Here is a 20,049-nt window from a genome sequence, read left to right on the forward strand (position 1 = left end):
CAGTAGGGACAGCTTCCAGTTTTTTTATTCAATGATACGTAATTCCTTTGGTGATTTGGTTAACAACTCAGGGCCTTTTTCAGTCATGTAAACCATATCTTCAATTCGTACTCCACCAGTATGTGGAACGTAAATACCGGGTTCAACAGTATAGCACATTCCCTCTTTTAAGGATAATTCATTGTTGCTGTGCATGGATGGATATTCATGTGTTTCAATTCCTATTCCATGGCCGATCCGATGTGTGAAATAGTCACCATATCCCGCTGCTTCAATATATTTTCTTGCTGCCAAATCTACTTTGCCAACCGCAGTTCCCACCCTTGAAACATCAATTGATTTTTGTTCCGCTTCTAAAACGGTTTGATAAATTTTTTTCTGATTTTCGGTAATCGTTTTGTATGCAACAGTTCGCGTGATATCAGAGCAGTACCCGTCATAAATAACACCTAGATCAAAAAGAACCATGTCGCCTTTTTCAATTTTCTTGGTTCCAGGGTTACCATGCGGTGATGCTGTTTTAGCACCTGACAGGGCCATCGTGGAAAAAGACATTCCCTGAATTCCTTGTTTCTTTAATTCGTATTCAATAGTTGCAATAATGTCAATTTCTCTGACACCTTCATTAATTGCACCTATACCGGTTTCAATCCCGAAATCCGCGAGATCTGCTGCTTGTTTTAATATCGTATATTCTTTTTTACTCTTAATTACACGTAAATTTGCCAGTGTCTCTTTGGCATCCTTAATTGCCGTATTAGGCAAAATCGTTGTTACAGCGTTGTACCTTTCAATTGTCATTTGGTCATATTCAATGCCAATGGATTGTGGCACTTTATCATTTTTGTTCAGTTTAGATTGAAATAATGCCCATGGGTCTTCATGGTCATGGTAGCCAATTATGTCAAAGGACCATCCGGCAGCAAGAGCATCCTCCTTTTCCATATTTGGCAATACCAGAATTGGATCCAAGTCATTACTTATGTAAACAGCTATTACACGTTCATGCGGGTCAGTTAAGTAGTTACTCAAGTAATAGACATTAGCTTTAGATGTCACCAGCATGCTATCTATATTTGACGCTTTCATTTCTGTAAGTAGTGTATCGATTCGATTTGTCATTTCCTCACCTCATAAACATAGAATACCTCTAGTATAACAAAAATCATATTGCTATTCATAAATGGAATAAATGTTACAATTACAATAGAAAATATAAAAATGTTGAAACCTTTTTTATTTCGTATCCGTAGTACGGAATATAGGAAGTAAACTTAGATGATAAAGAGGTGAAACGGTTGGGTTTATTTTCAAATTTGTTTAAGAAAAAGGATGCGGATCGGCCAGCTCCAAAAGAGCGTGATCCATTATCGATTAAAATCGGTGATATTATTACGTATGATCTTCGTGATTTTGAAGTGGTAGGAAAAATTATATATCGTGACAGTGGCTATAAATGGTATGGTTATCAATTATTAGAGGGACATGATACCATTTGGTTATCCGCAGAAATGGATGACGAGCTTGAACTCGGCATCTATGAAAAAATCCAACTTCCTGTAAGTCAGCCCTTTCCGAAAAAATTAGTTTATGATAGTAAAACATATTTTCTGGAAGAAGAGGGAAGAGCAGCTGTTACAGGTGAAGGAAGAAGTGCAAATTTACATGGTTCAGAAACACATTATGCTGATTACAGTGACAGCGAGGAAGAGAACTTTCTCAGCATTGAGTCATGGGGTACAGAGTTAGAGGTCAGCTATGGCTACCCAATAGAAACATATGAAATTAAAATATTAGCTGGTTCAAATTAAAAGGAGGAAGTTACATGTTTAAATTTTTTAAACGCGTTTCAACAGTTGTAAGTTCGGAGTTAAATACATTATTGGATAAAGCAGAAGACCCTGTAAAAATGCTGGATCAGTTCATGCGTGATATGGCTGAGGATATTCGTGAAGTAGAGGCAGCAGTAGCAAAACAAATCGCCAATGAAAAAATGCTGAAACGCAAAGCAGACGATGCGCAGGCTATGGTGGATAAACGCCAGAAACAGGCTGAAAAAGCATTAAATGCTAATGACGAAGATTTGGCGCGCCGCGCACTACAGGATAAGGGGGAACATGAAAAACAAGCTGCTATGCTAAAAGAATCATGGGAGCGTGCGAAGAAAGATTCCGACATGCTGCGTGATAAGCTAGAGGAAATGAAAAAAGAATACCAGGAAATGAAATTGAAAAAGGATTCATTAAAAGCCCGTGCTGAATCTGCCAAAACTCGCACAAAAATGAATCGCACGATGTCTTCAATTGGTAGTGACGAGTCCAAGGCTGGTTTTGAGCGTATGGAAGAAAAAGTTATGCGTTTTGAAGCAGAAGCAGAAACAAGTGATGATTTATCACGTGAAAGCCGCTCACTTGATGATGAGTTTGAGGACTTAGAGGATAGCAGTGTAGACGATGAACTAGCTGCATTAAAAAAGAAAATGGGTAAAGAATAATAGGGGAATAGGGTGAAAGGGGCAGTCTCTTTTGAGGGGCTGTCCACATTTCATGTTAAAAGAGTATAGGTGAAAGGGGGAATAATGAGTGAAAAAATGGAGTGTATTAATGTGTTTACTATTCATCATGTTTATTGCTGCAGGATGTTCATCCCCATTTTCAAGTGACAGAGGAATACCTGAAGAAGTACATATTACCGCTGATAATATTCCAGAAGAACCAAGTAAAGCCGAAATTATTGATAAGATAAAAAATAACTCCAGTAATGAAATTGACGATATTATCGAAGCGAACTTTTCATTAATGGACGTGGTTTCAGTTGATTCAAACAAAGCTGAAATATACGCAACTAGGCGTTTTGAATTAAGTGAATTATCATCGGTACTGTCAGACACAATTGAGCCCGAGAAAGTAAGTGAAGTGATAGATAACCAGCAGATTTTGGTTTATCCAGATTATTTTGTCACGCTGAAAATAAGTCCTGACGACAATGATGCCTTAATAATTGAAGTAGCGGGTGATGAATTTGTACGGCGAAATTATGCCCCAAGCTTTCTGCAAACATATTTTGCATACCGACTGTTAGACAGTTTTCTTGGCGTAAATGACTGGGGAAGACGACGATCTAGGGAATGTGGATCAGGAAATTGTTATGGAGGATATACTGGAAAGGGCTACTATCCAAATGGAACACCAAGTCGCGGGAACACGTCATTTAGAGGCGGCGGACCTGGTGCAGGAAAATAAAAGGAGAGTGAAGTAATGGGACCATTTATAGCAACACTTGTTTATTTTGTAATATCAGTGGTAATCGTACTGATTGGGTTATTTATTTTCGAAATTATGACACAGAAATATAAAGATTTTGAGGCAGTTAAGGAAGGGAACGTAGCGGTTGCGATGTCAATTGCTGGGAAGATTATCGGGATATGTATCATCTTAGCTTTTGCCATCTACAACAGCTCTGTAATTTATGAAACGTTGATTTGGGGTATCTATGGTGTTATTTTACAAATGATTTCCTATTTGTTGTTTGATTTGTTTACCAGAAGATTTTCAGTGGAGGAACAGCTAGCCAAAAACAATATAGCTGTTGGTATATTGTCGATGGGGGTATCAATTGGTATAGCATTTGTAATTGGAGCATCAATTACATAGGCACTCCCCCAAAGAAAAGCGGGCATTTTGTCCGCTTTCTTCTATTTTAATAGCATTAATGGAGTGGTTGATAATGGAGGATCTAGCGGTTAAGAAAAGTAAAACGATTTACTGGGCATCAGGCATTGTATCAATTTGCGGTATAATTTTTGAGGTGTTGTTTGGAGCACTTGGTTCATACATATTGGGTGACGGGGTCAAGCAATATACATTAACTATTTCCCTGTTTTTAACTGGAATGGGGATTGGAGCCTACTTAAGTGAAAAGGTAATGAAGAATTTGATTTTGACTTTTATCTGGATTGAATTTGGTATTGCCCTTATTGGTGGATTTTCAAGCTTTACGATGTTTGGAATTACGGCATTCTCTCCAAGTGGTACTGATGCATTTTATTTATATTTCGTTACTTTGCTGATCGGGGGCTTAACTGGTATCGAGCTGCCAATATTAATCCGCAAAGCTAACGAAATTGGAGAAAAGTTAAATAGAAGTACAGCACGTGTGCTGTTTTCTGACTATGCTGGCGGATTAATTGGTGGTTTATTATTTGTATTTTTATTGCGTCCGCAATTTGGCATGGTAAAATCTGCTTTCGTTGTTGGCTGCGTGAATCTGGCGGTTGCTTTTACGGTCCTGTGGTTATTTCGAAAGGAAATTAAAAACTTTGCCACACATACGACATTCGGAATAATCATTGCGATATTATTAATTGCTGGTGTATTGTTTGGTGAGGCAATGGCATTTACTTTTGAGCAAAAACTTTATAAAGATCCGATTGTATATATGGAACAAAGTGCTTACCAAAAAATAATTCTAACCCAAGATCAGGGAGATACAAGGCTTTATTTGGATGGCTCCCTGCAATTTAGTTCTACTGATGAGTACCGTTACCATGAAGTGCTTGTTCATCCAACTATGGCGCAGGCAAAATCACATGGTAATGTATTAATTCTTGGCGGTGGTGATGGTATTGCTGCGAAGGAAATATTGCAATATGATGATGTTAAATCTATTACACTTGTAGATTTAGATCCCGCTGTAACAAAGCTAGCAAAAACAAACCGGCAGCTAGTACAGCTTAATGAAGGATCGCTGCATAATAACAAGGTCGATATTATTCACAAAGATGCCTTTCAGTATCTTAAGAACACCAACACGTGGTATGACGTTATCTTCGTGGATTTACCAGACCCGAACAATGAAAGCTTAAACAAGCTGTACACAAAAGAGTTTTACTCACTTATTCGGAACCATTTAAGTCCGGGCGGTGCAACGATGATTCAATCGACAAGTCCTGTATTCGCAACAAAGGTATACTGGACGATATCAAAAACGATAGAATCAACGGGGTTACATACCGAGAACTTACATGTGGATGTTCCAAGCTTTGGTAATTGGGGGTTTGTGATGGCAAGCCGGGATGAAATTAACATTGAAGATCTCTCAATTGGTGTAGAAACAGAGTTTTTAACGGAAGATATGCTGTTAAGTTTAACACAATTTGGAAAAGATGAAGACAGAATGATAAGCAATGAAAAAGGAGAAAAATTTACTCTTAAACCGAACACCTTAATTGACCCAAATTTAATTCAATTGTATGAACATGCATGGAAGAATTATTAAACGGGTATAGGATTAGGTAAAGGATAAATCAAAAAGGAGAGATTATGTTGAAATTATCTTATCATGGACATTCAGTTGTTAAAGTAGAGACAGATACACATACGATTTTAATCGATCCATTTATTTCAGGAAATGAAGCTTGCGATTTGGATCCCAGTACAGTGAAAGCTGATGTGATTTTATTGACACATGGCCATAACGACCATGTAGGGGATACATTTGAAATTGCCAAAAATAATGATTCATTAGTTGTGGCCCCAAATGAGCTTGCTGGATATTTGGAATCAAAGGGCTTAAACGCACACCCAATGCATATTGGAGGCGCCCATCAATTTGATTTTGGAAAAGTGAAATTCACCCAGGCTTTTCACGGATCTGCCTTTACTGAAGATGACGGAACAATGATATACACTGGAATGCCAGCTGGAATATTACTAACAGTAAAAGGTAAGACCATTTATCATGTTGGTGATACTGGTCTATTTTCTGACTTAAAATTAATCGGTGAAATGAATGAAATAGATGTTGCATTTGTACCAATCGGAGATAATTTCACCATGGGACCTGAAGATGCATTAATAGCAGCAGATTGGATAAAAGCTAAAACGGTTGTCCCGGTACATTACAATACTTTTCCAGTTATTGAACAAGATCCGGAAGACTTTGCTTCTAAAGTTAAAACTGGAAAAGGAAAGACAATGGCTGTTGGTGAAACTTTGGAAGTATAACAGTAAACGTGAGCTGATCAGCTCACGTTTTTTTGTTCATGAACAATTTTTGTTCGCGTTTATTGTTATATTTCTGCCTAGATCATTATTCTTACAGGTCCCGTTGCCTTTTATGATTATGTTTGCATTATTTCCTTCGAAATTTATACTCCCATTAAACATTGCATTTCCTTTAACGATAATAGTCGAGTTATTTTGCCCAAACGTGATATTTCCGTTGAATACAGCGTCACCGTATATTGTGATTTGATGATTATTCTGAATCAAGATAATATTTCCGTCAAATGTGGAATCACCGTTAACTTGCATTGTCAAACTCGCCTTATGATCCAATACCAGGCCCTTTTTAAACGTTACATTTTCACTTCTAATAACAAAATTAACATCTTGTCCAACATTTATTTCATTTGTGAATATGGCATCACCATTTTTGATTTCAATGATAGAGTCACGGTCAATCGTACCGTCTACTTCTATTCTAGTATTTCCATCAAATGTACAGGTACCCCTGACCGTACAGTTCTCATTATCTTCATTAATAATTTCCTCGTTATAATCTGTTACCATAATCTCGTAATTTTTTTTATTGCCCCATATGGTTCTTAGGGATATATCATTCCCCGCGTTGTCAATAGCTGTTAATGTTACCGATAGTGGTTCCTGATTAGTTGGATGTATGCAGCCGTCGATGATAGTCAATTGCTGATCACCATTATGGATTATGTAATCACGTATGGTAAAATCTTTATCAAATGTATTAAAGCATAACGTAGATTTCCCTTTATTATATTGGCTGTGCAGTTCACTCAGCATAACATTCACATTCTGACTAAGTGTTATTTCATTACTTGTTTTATCCTCACTATGAAATCCTTGAGCAAGCAATGTTGAGGAAATGGTAATAAAAATAGTTAACAGGCCAATGGCTGCAATCAGCTCTATTAATGTTATTCCATTTTCATTTCTTAATTTTCGAAATACCATGGTTTACACATCCAATAAAATGATATAATAGGTGAAAAGTCACAGCTAAGGAGTGGACTTGTTTGATGCAAGATGGCAGACTATCAAATAATAATGGGTTCACCCTTATCGAAATTATAGCATCAATTGCTATTTTAGGAATGGTTATTGTGGTATTATTACCGTTTTTCCCACAATTAGCGGACTGGACAGCATCGACCGATAATCAGCTGGTCGCCAGTAATTTGCTGAATGGGGCCGTGCATAATGTTACAAATCATGAAGACGTTCTGGTTAATTACCTTAACAGTGCCTCTGTCCCCGCCTGCACAGCCGATGCAATGCAGATTCCTGAATCTATTCTTGGTAACGCTGTAACCTACAAGGTAAATGGAAAACAATTTTCACTTGCCTTAAGTGTTTGTCAATCAACTGACGAGGTCAATCTGGGATTATATCGTACGCACATACAATTATATTCGGATACCAGCCCGGAAACGATGTTAAGTGATACATATATTTATTTAGTTGGTGGTGCACATGAATAGGTTAAACAATGAACACGGTGCTGCACTTGTACTAACATTATTTATTGTAACAATAATGCTACTATTTATTTTGACATTATCTTATCAGGTAATAAATACTACCAAACAAGTTACTACAGTGGAGAAAAATATGGATGCAGAACATCTAGCGAAAATGGGTGTTGAATACTATTATCAGTGGGTTAAACATGAACATGTACAGTCACCTTCTAAAAACATCGAAGAAATTATCACCGCGTTGCAGGGTATGACTGATAAGGAAATTATAATAGACCAAGAGAGACGGTTTTTGTTAATGAATGCAAAAATTGACGGTTCCAACTTAATAAAAATTACATGCAAGGGAATTGCCTTTGGAAATGATGTAATTGAAACAAACGAGATTAAATTGGTCGATCATTAGAAAAGAGGGTAATACGTGGTTACGCGAAGACGTTTAGGAGATTTATTACACGATGCTGGACTTGTTACCACCGGTCAAATAAATGAAACTTTGGAGAAGAAGAAGGTTGACCAAAAGCTTGGGGACGCATTGTTGGAACGCGGACTAATTACAGAACGGCAGCTTATTGAAGTTCTGGAATTTCAGCTTGGAATCCCCTTTGTTTCGCTATATCAATATCCAATCGAACAGCATGTACTCGGATATGTCCCGAAAGAATTAGCGCAACGAAATTTTATTATGCCATTGAAAATGCAGGATGGCGCATTACTTCTCGCCATGAAGGATCCCATGGATTATTATATAATTGATGATTTGGAAATAGCAACTGGCTTCAGAGTTTCTCCAGTAATTGCGGCAAAGGATGACATTTTGTTTGCCATTAATAAATATTATTTCAAAAAAGATCCTGAAATGACTTTGGAACCAAATGCTGCGAATGATGAAGCGCCTGTGATTCGACTGTTGGATCAGTTGCTGTATACGGCAATACAGTTAAAAGCTAGTGATATACATATTGATCCCCAGGAAAGGAAAGTTATTGTCCGCTACCGGATTGATGGACGACTGAAAACAGAAAATATAATTTCAAAACAAATGCAAAATCCCTTAATAGCACGGATAAAAATATTAGCAAATTTGAATATCACAGAAACAAGACTCCCACAGGATGGCCAAATTAAAACGAATGTCGGACTATCGCCAGTGGATTTACGAATATCCTGCCTGCCAACTGTATTTGGCGAGAAGATTGTGGTCCGTATTTTGGATTTGAATAATACACTGATGCAGTTAAGTGAACTAAACTTCTCTGAGCGTAATTTGAAAAAATATAAAAAGCTGATTACACAGCCAGCGGGCCTTGTGTTACTGACAGGTCCAACAGGATCTGGAAAAACGTCGACATTATATGCATCAATCAATCAACTTAATCAGGAAAATGTAAATATCATAACAGTTGAGGATCCGGTTGAATACCAATTGGAGGGAATTAACCAGGTCCAAGTCAATAGTACCATCGGTCTTACATTTGCCCACGGCTTGCGTTCGATTTTACGCCAAGACCCGAATATTATTATGGTTGGAGAAATCCGCGATCAGGAAACAGCCGAAGCCGCCATCCGTGCCTCTTTAACAGGCCACCTTGTTTTCAGTACTTTGCATACAAACAGTGCGGTCGATACGATACCGCGGTTAATTGATATGGGGATAGAACCTTATTTGGTTGTTTCTTCGATATCCGGTATTGTAGCCCAGCGGCTGGTTCGTAAAATATGCCGTGATTGTATCACAAAACGGGAACCAACTGTTATGGAGAAAGAAATCTTTGCCGATAATGGCGTTCAGCCGGGCAGTTTATATTTTGGAAAAGGCTGCAGCAGCTGTCATCAACAAGGTTATCGGGGGAGACTAGCTGTACAGGAATTGCTGGTAGTTGACGAAACAATAAAATGCATGCTGCTGCAAAATAAATCGATGGCAGAAATACGTGCCTATGCAAAGAAACAGGGAATTTCATTTTTAATACAGGATGGGCTTGAAAAAATGAAACATGGCTTAACGACAATGGAAGAAATTATGCAAGTTTCGATAAATATTTAGGGGGGGTTTCATGAAGGATCAATTTGAAAAGTGGTTAACAGATGCATACAATCAAAAGGCATCTGACGTACATATAACGATTGGCAAGGCCCCTATTTATCGTATTAATGGTCAGCTGGTTGAAAAGGACGGAGAGAAATTATTACCTTCTGAAACTAGGCACATTGTCAAATCAATCCTTCCTGAAAAACAGTGGATGAAACTTGAGAAACAGCGTGAATTGGATTTTTCATACGGAATTACTGGGGTATCCCGGTTTCGGATCAATACCTATTACCAAAGAGGTGAATTATCCCTTGCTGTCAGAGTTGTACCGATGAGCGTTCCAACCATTGAGGAATTGCAGTTACCGAAAATTACAAAAGAAATAGTGTATCAACCCCAGGGACTTATTCTTGTGACCGGGCCAACCGGAAGTGGAAAAAGTACTACACTGGCATCGATAGTTGATTATATGAACAAAACCATGCAACGGCATATTATTACACTCGAGGATCCGATTGAGTATATGCATACACATGATCAATCAGTTATTGATCAGCGGGAAATAGGATTTGATACGATGAGTTTTGCTGATGGACTTAGAGCAGGCTTAAGACAGGACCCTGATGTTATTTTGGTTGGGGAAATGCGCGATCTGGAAACAATTTCTACTGCAATTACAGCTGCCGAAACTGGTCATCTCGTTCTTGGCACATTGCACACCACAGATGCCGTAGCAACGATTGAACGGATCATCGATGTTTTCCCAGCAAATCAACAAACCCAAATACGTATTCAATTATCGACGATTTTAAAAGCCATCATTTCCCAGCGTCTGCTTATTACCAAGAACAACTTGGAACGATGCGTGGCGACAGAAGTCCTGATTAATACAGCTGCTATCAAAAACTTGATTCGCAATGAAAAATTGTTTCAAATACAAAATGTCCTGCAAACGTCCTGGGATAAAGGAATGCATACACTGGATATGGATCTGAAACGGTTACTTCAGGAAGATAAAATCGACTTGGTGACAGCTGCTCCTTTTATGCATGAAGGGAGTATGTAGTTGATGAACTTTCAATACAAAGGGAAAAGCGCATTAGGAAAAACCATTAATGGAAAAGTGGATGCCGATTCCAAAAGGGACGCACTGTTTCAATTGGAAAAAGAAGATCTGATTATAATAGATATCAATGAAACGAAAACTTGGAATAAGGATATTATTATAAACAAAAGGGTTAAAAACAAAGATTTCGTAATCTTTTTAAGACAATATTCTACATTGATTCATGCAGGGATTTCCATTTCGGATGCAACAAAAACCATGATGAAGCAAACAGAAAATCGCACGTTGGAAAATGCACTTGCGGACATAGTGAAGCAGCTTGAACAGGGGCATGCACTTTCAGATGCCGCAAAGCGCCATCCGAAAGTATTTCCAAGCCTGCTTGTAAATATGATACGTGCGGGAGAGGCAAGTGGAAAGCTGGATGAAATACTTAACCAAATGGCGGATTACTTTGAGAAGGAGTATCGAAATAGACAGAGGGTTATTTCTGCACTTATTTATCCAAGTGTAGTCGGTGTTATCACTTTATTGCTTAGTATGTTTCTGCTTGTGTTTATCGTACCGCAATTTGTTGGTATGTTTCATTCCTTTGGTGAAGACATACCCGCATATACTCAGTTTGTGATGCAAGTAAGTGACTGGGTTATTGCATACTGGTGGGTATTTTTCATTTTAGTAGGAATCTTTCTGACAATTTATCGTTATCTCATAAATAATAATTCATTCGTATATAAAATGGATGGTATGAAAATGAAGTTTCCAATAGTTGGAACTCTCGTCCACAAAAGTGCTATGGTTCGTATGACGCAAACGTTAAGTACACTTGTTAATAGTTCGGTTCCAATTTTACAGTCAGTGGAAATCACTGAAAAGGTTGTTGGCAATCGGATAATCCAGCAGGCCCTTACTAAATCGAGAAAATCCCTAGAGGTTGGAGAATCATTAGCGATGCCAATGAAAGATCACTGGGCATTTCCAGCACTTATCGTACAAATGATAGAAATTGGAGAACGAACAGGCACATTGGACTATATGCTTATGAAAGCAGCAGATTTCTACGAAGAAGAAGTTGAACAATTATCAAATAGAATCAAAGTATTAATCGAGCCTTTAATGATTATTGTACTTGCATGTATCGTTGGCAGTGTAGTTATAGCAGTAGTTATACCAATGTTTTCACTTTTTGAAAAAATTTAGAAGAAGAAGTAGATTTTTGGAAAATGATGGATTATACTAAAGGTATGACTAAAGTAGGATACGATGAGAGATTATCTGTACATAGGGCACTTGGATAATCCGGAGTAAGTAGTGCGACCGGCCAACTTGGTTGTAAAACTAATCTACTAAAGGATGGGGTTCAGGTGTTAGAACGGCTAAAGAAAAAGATTAAGAAAGAAAATGGTTTTACGTTAGTTGAGCTTTTAGCAGTCATAGCAATTTTAGCAATTATTGTAGCAATTGCGGTGCCAACGATTGGGAATGTTATTGGCGATTCAGAAGCAAAGGCAAATGATGCCAGTAAAGAACTTTTCGAAAATGCAGCTAGATTAGCGCATGCTAGCGGGTATGAGCCGACAGATGGTGCTGCATATACATTAACAGAGCTTAACACAAAAGGTTTTCTTGATGAGGATCCTTCTGACAAATTTTCGGGTACTGTCGTGGTAACAACAGTCACAGATGGTGGAACAAAATACGAATATAAAGAAACTGAATAGTTAAACCACCTGATTCAGCGCCTTGCATCATTGCAGGGCGTTTGTTCCATTTTAATAGTAGATATATATACATTAGAAGTAAGGAGTAACAGATATGGAAATTACAGTAACAGTTATATTTTTTATTTTTGGTTTAGTCTTCGGGTCTTTCTTCAATGTTGTGGGGTTACGCTTACCTAAAAATATTCCTTTCATGAATGACCGATCATCTTGTCCTCTATGTAATCAAACACTTTCCTGGTATGAACTTATTCCGGTATTGTCTTATATATTACAATTTGGTAGATGCAGAAATTGCCAGGCTTCCATATCGCCAATTTATCCAATTGTAGAACTTGCTACTGGTCTCTTATTTGCATTAAGTTATCTGAAAGTCGGTTTGGAGTTTGAGTTAATTACTGCGCTGTTATTAGTTTCCATGTTAATCATCATATTCGTATCCGATATTAAATATATGCTGATTCCAAACAAGGTACTCTTATTTTTTCTGCCATTCTTCCTAGTGATGCGTCTAATTCATCCTGTGGACTCTTGTTGGAATTCAATTTTAGGGGCCAGTGCTGGAGCCGGTATTACCGCCATAATTATCCTAATAAGTAAAGGTGGAATGGGCGGGGGTGACATGAAGCTGTTCGGGGTACTTGGTATCGTTCTTGGTCTTTCAAATATTTTACTTGTATTTTTCTTATCAACCATCATAGGTGCAATTATTGGAATCCTTCTGCTCGCATTTCGTCTTGTGGATCGCAAACAAGCAATACCATTTGGTCCCTACATCGTTATTGCCGCTCTTGTTGCTTATTTTTGTGGAAATTCAATTATTAACTGGTATGGGAATTTATTTTTGTAAGTGGGTGTTAACATGGGATTAAGAAATCCTGGCAGAGTAAATATTGTTATTACTAATCGGGTTCTACGTTATTGTTTCCATAAAGACGAATCATTGGAAAGTCTTGTGAGCCATGGAGAGATAGAATTGCCTGTGGATACAATCAAAGATGGCAGAATCGGGAATAAACCTGTTTTACTTAAACTGCTGCGGAATCTTGTTCATGAACAAAAATGGAAACGTAAAAAACTTTATTTTTGCGTTCCTGATGATACGGTGGTTATTCGAAAGATAAAGGTTCCATCAGCACTCTCGTTCAATGAAGTTAAAGGTTACGTAACTACGCATCTAGGGAATCGATTTCATCTTCCATTCCGAAATCCGGCAATGGATATAGAACTCCTTAAAGCGGGCAAAGAAGAGCAAACGATATTAATGTTTGCATATCCCAAAGAGAAGCTTGATGAATTTGTCTCGGTTTTTACTGAAGCCGGAATGAAAGCAGTAGTGGCCGATCTTACATCATTATCGGTTTATCGTTATTATTATTTACAAGAGGAAAATAAGGATAATGATAACGATAACGATGTCTTGTTAATCCATTGGAACGTGGATTCACTAGTGTTAACCACGTTTTCTAACCATCAGGCAGTTTTTACTAGAAGCCGGAAACTGGTTTTGGAAAGCGGGATAACCAATGAATTGATTACTGAAATTACCCGGATTATTGACTTTTATCAGTTTAATATCACAAATGGTGCTTCAACGATTACTAGGCTGCTGATATCTGGTGACGCAGCAAATTTACAGGAAATCAAAACTAAAATACAGAACAGTGTAACGATACCAATTGATCTTATTGATGAACTTCATAAAACATATGACATTGCTGCTAAATATACTGATGTCTTAGGGTTGGCGATGAAACATAACGTGTAGAAAGGGAACAAGTGATGAATACAGAAATCAATCTTCTGGAAAAACAATCAAATAAATATATTCCCTTTCTAAAAATGGGTCTAGTGTTAATTATTCTGCTGGTATGTGTCTTTGCTTTAATTCTAGTTCAAAAAAGCAACTATGAAAGTGAGATAGTGGAACAAAAATCCAATCTGGCTCATGTAGAAAAAGCGCTAAAAAAACAGCAAGGAACCATAAACAATCAACGCGAGCAGCAAAGATTAAGTACGGATATACAAGCAATTAAGTCAATAAGTATGCCAACTATAGAGGTATACAATCGAATACTTGAATTACTTCCGGAAACGGAACAATTAATTACTTATGAGTCCCTTGAAACCAATCAAGTGACATTGCAAGCAGACTTTAAATCACTTACAGCGGTTTCGGAATATGTTTCAGCCCTGTTGAAACAAAAGGATATAATGGAAACAGAGCTGACTATGATCAGCCATCAAGATTCAATCTACAAGGCTACACTAACCATCAGCATTGATCCCGGTGTTTTGGCGGAGGAGGATGGTGGGGATGAGTAAACCATTATCAAAGCGAACGTTATATTGCGTTATTAGTGTTGTAATCAGTGCGTTGGTAATTTATTTGATTACGTATAATCTGGTAATTCAACCCCTGAAAATGGAATTAGCATCAACTAAAAATAGTACCGCAATGTTCGAAGCCCAACTGGATAAATTAGCCAGTCAGGCGAACAACAAAAGTGATTCAATCAGTCATACATTAGCATTCATACCAAATCGGGAACAACCTGATCAGCTTCTATTAGAAATGGAGCAATTTGCATCCAGTTCAAATGTTGCTGTCCATTTACTTGAGTTAGCAGCAGTTGAAAATACTAAAACGACAAATTTGCCCGAAGGAATTGGAAAAAAGAGCTACACATTTGAAGCAACAACAAAGAAATTGGAACATGCCAATGCCTTTTTGTCCCTTTTAAAAAACAATAAGCGCCTTTTAACTGTAGACAAAATAGCAATAAATAAATCAGAAAAAATGGTTTCGTTTACTGTGACCTTTTCTGTATTCCATAAAATCGATTGATTTATGGGGTTCTCCATAAAGTGATTAGGCATGGACAAAAGTGTTTCAGTCAGATAAATCCGAACTATGTTCAAAATTCGTTAATTAGAATTTGTAGTAGTTCGGATGTCTTTTTGGCTGTTTTTGTAAACTTTACTGCGAATTTGTTCATAAACTGCGAACTAACTTTATATGAGTGTTAGTCCACCGCTACGGAAAAACACTGCGCAGGTCCAGCGGAAAACAACCCAGCGCATTTTTTGCAAAAAATCACGTTGCTGTTACTTTGCAGTTTCAACTGCGCATTAGATCCGACTGTGTTGAAAAAGTAACGTTCTAAATTTCCTATCCTGTGATCTTTCGTCTTTTGAATTATGTCCCGGCCTCAAGCTTACATTTCAAGAAAGTACGGAAATATGTCTAGTTCAGCGCCCTGAGGCTGCCTTAGCACCGATCCTACGAACGCATTATTTCGGATCATCCTCGGGTTTGATTTTTTTAAAGGCTAGAAATGCTGCGATTAATGCTAACAAAGAAAGCAGGCTGACCAGCCATGTTAAATCCTGTTTCATTAATAAGGCAATAGCTGGCGGTCCCCCAGCTACTCCTACAAAACGGGCAGAACTATATATGGAGGTAACGGTACCCCTTACATTTTTCTTAATGCTTTCGGTAATTAGCGCATCCATACAAGGAAGCACGGCCCCAATCCCAACTCCACAGACTAGGAAAACGATTAATAAATAAATAAACTGATCGGAAAATCGTACAGCGACAACAGCCCCGCCTGCAACCAAGATACCGACAAAGGTTATCCATTTCATAAGAACCAAATTATCCTTGATGATTTTACCTGCTATAAATGAGGACAAACATAACGCCGCAAGTGGTACAGCTAAATATAATCCTTTCTTAACTCCTTTGAAGTGATATACTTCTTCCAGCACACTGGAAAGGTAAAATAGAATACCAAATAAAATAAACATTAAGATAGCTCCAATGACAAAAATGGCAAGCAGCCAACGTTTATGTTCATGAAATACTTCTTTTGTATGTTGTTTAAATTCGGAAAAACTAGGTCCCTTTTCATCATCTTCTGGCTTTTTAACCAAAAAAATAATGAGCAGAACAGATATAAGACAGAATAAAGGAATAGAAAAGAAAGGTAAAAACCATATAATTCCTGCTAATACAGCTCCGAGTATAGGACTTAATACCTTCCCAAATGTATTAGATGTTTCAATAATACCCAAGGTGGAACTGATATCCTTATCTTTTTGAAACATATCCCCAACCAGAGGCAATACAATTGGGGCGGTTCCAGAGGCGCCAATCCCCTGCAGGATTCTTCCTATAAGGATATATACGAAGGGGTCATTCATTTTCCATGATGCAAACCCCGCTAGTATAGCACCAATTCCCGCTATAATTAAAGAAGGAATAATGACATTTTTCCTGCCAAAACGATCGGAAAGAAACCCGGCTATCGGGATTAGAAAAATAGCCACAACAGAATAAACACTTATAATGTAGCTGGATTGCAGTTTAGAGATATCCAGTTCTTTTTCCATGATAGGCAATACAGGAATTAACATTGAATTTCCAAGTGTCATGATCAATGGGATGGATGCCATTGAAACAATTGCCCATCTTTTGTCATAAACTTCATTACTTTGTTTAGACTTACTCTCCATTCACAAGCTTCCTCCCTTGTTTTACTATACAGTATCCTTTACTATTCTCCCTTTTAATGTTCTTTATCCGAGAATGAATAAAAGATATTTCATCTGTGTTCTGAATCAGCATGTCTGAACATATGGTAAACCATAGGAATAAGGAGGGAATGTAATGCGACACTACGCTATTTTACGATTGTTATTAGCATGCTTTTTCTTATACTTTGCCTGGCCCGTTATCCCGACCGCAGTGACTTCAACAGCTGTGTTATTTTGGGGAATGTGGCTGGTATTGTTTTTATTGGTAATTGCTGCAAATAGTGCAACAATCCTGCGAATTATGGAACCGCCATCTATGGAACAGGAAAGAAAAAGGCAGCTCCAAAGGCTTTAGCATTGAGGTTTGACTCTTTCAACTGTATAATTATAATCATAAAGTAAACTAGTACAGTTGAAAGTTGGTGACGACCTAGTGGCAACGAAACATGAGCAAATCATTCAACATATCGGAACGTTAGGGATTGGTAATAAGATATCCGTTCGCCAAGTTGCTAAGGATCTAAATGTAAGTGAAGGTACTGCATACAGGGCGATAAAAGAAGCTGAAAATCAGGGGCTGGTAAGTACAATTGAGCGGGTTGGAACCATACGTATTGAACGGAAACAAAAAGAAAACTTTGAACAACTGACTTTTGCGGAAGTTATCAATATCGTTGATGGACAGGTTCTTGGGGGTCATAGAGGATTACACAAATCATTAAGTAAATTTGTTATTGGCGCCATGCAGTTAGAGGCCATGATGCGATATACTGAACGTGATTCCTTATTAATCGTAGGGAATAGGATAAAGGCCCATGAACTTGCATTAAATGAGGGTGCAGCTGTTTTGATAACGGGTGGATTTGACACGAAGGAGCACATCAAACGGCTTGCTGATGAAAAAGAAATACCCATAATGTCGACAAGCTATGATACCTTTACTGTAGCCGCAATGATAAACAGGGCTATTTATGATCAATTAATCAAAAAAGAAATTGTGTTTGTTGATGATATATTTACACCTGTTGAAAGTGCCTATTATTTGAAAACAAAAGATATTTTAGAAAAATGGTACAGGCTTAATGACGAATCAAAACATTCGAGATTTCCCGTTATCGATGACAAGCAGCGTGTTGTAGGAATGGTTACCTCGAGGGATGTTCTTGGAAAAGACAATCAAACCCCTATTGAAAAAATTATGACGAAACGTCCGCATGTAATCCAAACAAAAACCTCTTTGGCATATGTAGCCCATATGATGGTTTGGGAAGGCATTGAGCTTATGCCTGTTGTCGATCAATCGAACAAATTGCAGGGAATTGTCTCAAGACAGGACGTACTGAAAGCGCTGCAGCAAATTCAACGGCAGCCTCAGATTGGGGAAACAATTGACGATATCATCTCACGGAATCTTGATTCACTGGACGCGGAACAAACGATGTTTCAAACAGATATTACACCACAAATGACCAATCAGCTTGGTACACTTTCAAATGGTGTATTCACGTCATTAATTTCGGAGGCAAGCAGCCGTTTGCTGTTGCAGGCAAAAAAGGCAGATTTAGTAGTAGAAAATATAACAGTATATTTTATGAAACCTGTACAAATTGACAGTAAAATAATCATAAAACCAAATCTGCTTGAAGTTGGCAGGGTTTATGCAAAAATAGATGTTGAAGTATTTAATAACAAGAAAATGGTCGGCAAGGGCCTGCTGATGGCCCAATTGATTGATCGATAAAAAAGACAGGCTGGTTAAAATTAGCCAGCCTGTTTTTATTCACTATATAGACGTTTCCACTCATTTCTGTAGTGCTTAACTTCTTTAAATCCTCTTGACAGCTGCAAGTAACCAAGTACTAGAAACACAATACCGATAAACAGGGAAATTTTTGTCTGGTAAAATAAGTATTGATTGACAGCAAAAAAGAAAACAAAGCTTCCGAGACAAATTCTTGATTTTGCGTTAAAATATGCTTGTGTAAGTTTGTCTTTCGTTCGTAATATGGCAACCTTGTAATATACATAAAGCACAATTGATAACAAGATAATAATAGGAAAAATGATCATTCTATCTACTCCAGTAAGAAAATTTTAAAGAGATGCTTTTGAAAAATCCTATTTATATTGTAGCTTGTTTTAGTGAATTATGCTAGAAGAAATGGATGTGTAAAAAATGAACTTTGACAAAATAGTAGAAGCAATCAAAAATCACCATACAATAATTATTCACCGCCACGTAAGGCCGGATCCTGATGCTCTAGGTTCTCAGGGTGGATTAATGCACATGATTAAAGAAACCTTTCCCGAAAAAGATGTCTATGTTGTTGGATCAGAGGATCCATCCCTAACGTTCTTAATAGGAATGGATACAATCAATGATGATACATTTAAAGGGGCACTTGTAATCGTGTGTGATACGGCCAACGCTGCCAGAATTGATGATACCCGGTATGGCAAGGGAGATACGTTAATTAAAATTGACCACCATCCGAATGTAGATAAATATGGAGATATTTTATCCGTTAACACAGACGCAAGTTCGACCAGTGAAATTATTTATGATCTTTTTTTGTATGCACAAAGTCACGGTTTTAAAATGAATGACCAGGTAGCACGTCTTCTTTATGGAGGAATTGTTGGCGATACCGGCCGATTTCTATTTCCAAGTACAACGAAGAAAACATTCCAAATTGCTGCAGAACTTGTAACCTACAATTTTGATCGTTCAGCATTATATGACGGGATCTACAGTACCAAGGAAACAATAGCAAGACTACGTGGCTATATTTTACAAAATTACAAACTTGCGGATTCGGGTATGAGTACGATAAAACTGAATCAATCGATTTTACGTGAGTTTGGCGTAAGTGATATGGAAACCGGTCAGTTGGTCGGTGTATTAGGAGAGATTGAGGGGATTAAAGCGTGGGCGTTCTTTATTGAAGAAGATGACCTGATTCGTGTACGTCTCCGTTCAAAAGGCCCCGTAATAAACACAATTGCTACTAAGTACAATGGGGGAGGTCATCCTATGGCTGCTGGAGCGTCTGTCCATTCGTGGGAAGAAGTAGCACAAGTAGTCAATGACCTTAATCAGGCTTGTATGTTATATACAAAGTAAAAAAAGAAGTGCTGAGATAGCGCTTCTTTTGGTTTATAGTATGTTACAAAG

The 20,049-nt window shown here is 37.7% G+C and carries 23 protein-coding genes and 1 riboswitch; of the genes, 19 read left to right on the top strand and 4 right to left on the bottom strand.

The features are described from left to right. Positions 1–24: 24 nt before the first annotated feature. Complete coding sequence (locus tag CFK37_RS12780) at positions 25–1,122, bottom strand: M24 family metallopeptidase (protein WP_089062215.1); 1,098 nt, start codon at positions 1,120–1,122, stop codon at positions 25–27. A 176-nt stretch (positions 1,123–1,298) separates the two neighbouring features. Here CFK37_RS12780 and CFK37_RS12785 point away from each other — a divergent pair, with 176 nt between their 5' ends. The 6 genes from CFK37_RS12785 to CFK37_RS12810 all read left to right on the top strand — a co-directional run bounded on the left by CFK37_RS12785 (position 1,299) and on the right by CFK37_RS12810 (position 6,005). Further along, a complete protein-coding gene (locus CFK37_RS12785) occupies positions 1,299–1,811 on the top strand; it encodes a DUF4178 domain-containing protein (RefSeq protein ID WP_089062216.1) in 513 nt (170 codons plus the stop codon). 14 nt (positions 1,812–1,825) lie between these two features. Further along, a complete protein-coding gene (locus CFK37_RS12790; protein ID WP_089062217.1) occupies positions 1,826–2,494 on the top strand; it encodes a PspA/IM30 family protein in 669 nt (222 codons plus the stop codon). An 88-nt stretch (positions 2,495–2,582) separates the two neighbouring features. Further along, positions 2,583–3,242, top strand: a complete 660-nt coding sequence (locus CFK37_RS12795; protein ID WP_245837222.1) for a DUF4247 domain-containing protein — start codon at positions 2,583–2,585, stop codon at positions 3,240–3,242. Between the two features lie 15 nt (positions 3,243–3,257). Next, entirely contained in the window at positions 3,258–3,653 is a 396-nt protein-coding gene (locus CFK37_RS12800) for a DUF350 domain-containing protein (RefSeq protein WP_089062218.1), read from the top strand. Positions 3,654–3,726: 73 nt separating this feature from the next. Beyond that, complete coding sequence (locus CFK37_RS12805) at positions 3,727–5,277, top strand: polyamine aminopropyltransferase (RefSeq protein WP_425445344.1); 1,551 nt, start codon at positions 3,727–3,729, stop codon at positions 5,275–5,277. 47 nt (positions 5,278–5,324) lie between these two features. Continuing rightward, positions 5,325–6,005, top strand: coding sequence for a metal-dependent hydrolase (locus CFK37_RS12810; protein ID WP_089063657.1), 681 nt, complete (start codon positions 5,325–5,327; stop codon positions 6,003–6,005). A 36-nt stretch (positions 6,006–6,041) separates the two neighbouring features. Here the strand turns inward: CFK37_RS12810 and CFK37_RS12815 are convergent, their stop codons facing one another. Continuing rightward, entirely contained in the window at positions 6,042–6,989 is a 948-nt protein-coding gene (locus tag CFK37_RS12815) for a hypothetical protein (RefSeq protein ID WP_089062219.1), read from the bottom strand. A gap of 65 nt (positions 6,990–7,054) precedes the next feature. Here CFK37_RS12815 and CFK37_RS12820 point away from each other — a divergent pair, with 65 nt between their 5' ends. From CFK37_RS12820 to CFK37_RS12865, 10 genes are all read left to right on the top strand, one after another. After that, the gene (locus CFK37_RS12820) at positions 7,055–7,516 is read left to right on the top strand and encodes a type II secretion system protein (protein WP_157724849.1); all 462 of its coding nucleotides are present in this window, start codon (positions 7,055–7,057) and stop codon (positions 7,514–7,516) included. Further along, positions 7,509–7,919: a hypothetical protein gene (locus CFK37_RS12825; RefSeq protein ID WP_089062221.1), complete on the top strand. Its 411-nt coding sequence runs from the start codon at positions 7,509–7,511 to the stop codon at positions 7,917–7,919. The genes CFK37_RS12820 and CFK37_RS12825 overlap by 8 nt, the downstream gene beginning before the upstream one ends. A 15-nt stretch (positions 7,920–7,934) precedes the next feature. Continuing rightward, entirely contained in the window at positions 7,935–9,560 is a 1,626-nt protein-coding gene (locus CFK37_RS12830; protein ID WP_089062222.1) for a GspE/PulE family protein, read from the top strand. A 10-nt stretch (positions 9,561–9,570) separates the two neighbouring features. Further along, positions 9,571–10,611: a type IV pilus twitching motility protein PilT gene (locus CFK37_RS12835; RefSeq protein WP_089062223.1), complete on the top strand. Its 1,041-nt coding sequence runs from the start codon at positions 9,571–9,573 to the stop codon at positions 10,609–10,611. A 3-nt stretch (positions 10,612–10,614) separates the two neighbouring features. Continuing rightward, the gene (locus CFK37_RS12840) at positions 10,615–11,811 is read left to right on the top strand and encodes a type II secretion system F family protein (protein WP_089062224.1); all 1,197 of its coding nucleotides are present in this window, start codon (positions 10,615–10,617) and stop codon (positions 11,809–11,811) included. Between the two features lie 47 nt (positions 11,812–11,858). Continuing rightward, positions 11,859–11,943: riboswitch (cyclic di-GMP riboswitch) on the top strand. Between the two features lie 32 nt (positions 11,944–11,975). Continuing rightward, positions 11,976–12,332 (top strand): prepilin-type N-terminal cleavage/methylation domain-containing protein, encoded by a 357-nt coding sequence (locus CFK37_RS12845; RefSeq protein ID WP_089062225.1) that lies wholly within the window; start codon positions 11,976–11,978, stop codon positions 12,330–12,332. 94 nt (positions 12,333–12,426) lie between these two features. Beyond that, positions 12,427–13,182, top strand: coding sequence for a prepilin peptidase (locus tag CFK37_RS12850; RefSeq protein WP_089062226.1), 756 nt, complete (start codon positions 12,427–12,429; stop codon positions 13,180–13,182). 12 nt (positions 13,183–13,194) lie between these two features. Then, positions 13,195–14,100 (top strand): type IV pilus biogenesis protein PilM, encoded by a 906-nt coding sequence (pilM, locus tag CFK37_RS12855; protein WP_089062227.1) that lies wholly within the window; start codon positions 13,195–13,197, stop codon positions 14,098–14,100. A gap of 14 nt (positions 14,101–14,114) precedes the next feature. Next, positions 14,115–14,657 (top strand): hypothetical protein, encoded by a 543-nt coding sequence (locus CFK37_RS12860; RefSeq protein ID WP_089062228.1) that lies wholly within the window; start codon positions 14,115–14,117, stop codon positions 14,655–14,657. After that, positions 14,650–15,180 (top strand): hypothetical protein, encoded by a 531-nt coding sequence (locus CFK37_RS12865; RefSeq protein WP_089062229.1) that lies wholly within the window; start codon positions 14,650–14,652, stop codon positions 15,178–15,180. The genes CFK37_RS12860 and CFK37_RS12865 overlap by 8 nt, the downstream gene beginning before the upstream one ends. 446 nt (positions 15,181–15,626) lie before the next feature. Here CFK37_RS12865 and CFK37_RS12870 read toward each other — a convergent pair whose 3' ends face one another. Then, positions 15,627–16,853: an MFS transporter gene (locus CFK37_RS12870; RefSeq protein WP_089062230.1), complete on the bottom strand. Its 1,227-nt coding sequence runs from the start codon at positions 16,851–16,853 to the stop codon at positions 15,627–15,629. A 154-nt stretch (positions 16,854–17,007) separates the two neighbouring features. Here CFK37_RS12870 and CFK37_RS12875 point away from each other — a divergent pair, with 154 nt between their 5' ends. Continuing rightward, on the top strand, positions 17,008–17,229 hold the full coding sequence (locus tag CFK37_RS12875; protein WP_089062231.1) for a hypothetical protein: 222 nt from the start codon (positions 17,008–17,010) through the stop codon (positions 17,227–17,229). Positions 17,230–17,307: 78 nt separating this feature from the next. Then, positions 17,308–18,615, top strand: a complete 1,308-nt coding sequence (locus tag CFK37_RS12880) for a DRTGG domain-containing protein (RefSeq protein WP_089062232.1) — start codon at positions 17,308–17,310, stop codon at positions 18,613–18,615. A gap of 35 nt (positions 18,616–18,650) precedes the next feature. Here the strand turns inward: CFK37_RS12880 and CFK37_RS12885 are convergent, their stop codons facing one another. Next, complete coding sequence (locus CFK37_RS12885) at positions 18,651–18,944, bottom strand: YtpI family protein (protein ID WP_089062233.1); 294 nt, start codon at positions 18,942–18,944, stop codon at positions 18,651–18,653. Between the two features lie 106 nt (positions 18,945–19,050). Between CFK37_RS12885 and CFK37_RS12890 the strand changes: the two genes are divergently transcribed. Then, positions 19,051–19,998, top strand: coding sequence for a DHH family phosphoesterase (locus tag CFK37_RS12890; protein ID WP_089062234.1), 948 nt, complete (start codon positions 19,051–19,053; stop codon positions 19,996–19,998). Positions 19,999–20,049 lie beyond the last annotated feature (51 nt).

This window comes from Virgibacillus phasianinus, assembly GCF_002216775.1.
GTDB lineage: Bacteria > Bacillota > Bacilli > Bacillales > Amphibacillaceae > Virgibacillus_F > Virgibacillus_F phasianinus.

Excerpts from the sequence above, each read along its gene's own strand:
- CFK37_RS12780 (WP_089062215.1), bottom strand. The coding sequence starts at position 1,122 with ATGACAAATCGAATCGATACACTACTTACAGAAATGAAAGCGTCAAAT.
- CFK37_RS12790 (WP_089062217.1), top strand. The coding sequence starts at position 1,826 with ATGTTTAAATTTTTTAAACGCGTTTCAACAGTTGTAAGTTCGGAGTTA.
- CFK37_RS12800 (WP_089062218.1), top strand. The coding sequence starts at position 3,258 with ATGGGACCATTTATAGCAACACTTGTTTATTTTGTAATATCAGTGGTA.
- CFK37_RS12805 (WP_425445344.1), top strand. The coding sequence starts at position 3,727 with ATGGAGGATCTAGCGGTTAAGAAAAGTAAAACGATTTACTGGGCATCA.
- CFK37_RS12815 (WP_089062219.1), bottom strand. The coding sequence starts at position 6,989 with ATGGTATTTCGAAAATTAAGAAATGAAAATGGAATAACATTAATAGAG.
- CFK37_RS12820 (WP_157724849.1), top strand. The coding sequence starts at position 7,055 with ATGCAAGATGGCAGACTATCAAATAATAATGGGTTCACCCTTATCGAA.
- CFK37_RS12825 (WP_089062221.1), top strand. The coding sequence starts at position 7,509 with ATGAATAGGTTAAACAATGAACACGGTGCTGCACTTGTACTAACATTA.
- CFK37_RS12835 (WP_089062223.1), top strand. The coding sequence starts at position 9,571 with ATGAAGGATCAATTTGAAAAGTGGTTAACAGATGCATACAATCAAAAG.
- CFK37_RS12840 (WP_089062224.1), top strand. The coding sequence starts at position 10,615 with ATGAACTTTCAATACAAAGGGAAAAGCGCATTAGGAAAAACCATTAAT.
- CFK37_RS12850 (WP_089062226.1), top strand. The coding sequence starts at position 12,427 with ATGGAAATTACAGTAACAGTTATATTTTTTATTTTTGGTTTAGTCTTC.
- pilM (WP_089062227.1), top strand. The coding sequence starts at position 13,195 with ATGGGATTAAGAAATCCTGGCAGAGTAAATATTGTTATTACTAATCGG.
- CFK37_RS12860 (WP_089062228.1), top strand. The coding sequence starts at position 14,115 with ATGAATACAGAAATCAATCTTCTGGAAAAACAATCAAATAAATATATT.
- CFK37_RS12865 (WP_089062229.1), top strand. The coding sequence starts at position 14,650 with ATGAGTAAACCATTATCAAAGCGAACGTTATATTGCGTTATTAGTGTT.
- CFK37_RS12870 (WP_089062230.1), bottom strand. The coding sequence starts at position 16,853 with ATGGAGAGTAAGTCTAAACAAAGTAATGAAGTTTATGACAAAAGATGG.
- CFK37_RS12875 (WP_089062231.1), top strand. The coding sequence starts at position 17,008 with ATGCGACACTACGCTATTTTACGATTGTTATTAGCATGCTTTTTCTTA.
- CFK37_RS12885 (WP_089062233.1), bottom strand. The coding sequence starts at position 18,944 with ATGATCATTTTTCCTATTATTATCTTGTTATCAATTGTGCTTTATGTA.
- CFK37_RS12890 (WP_089062234.1), top strand. The coding sequence starts at position 19,051 with ATGAACTTTGACAAAATAGTAGAAGCAATCAAAAATCACCATACAATA.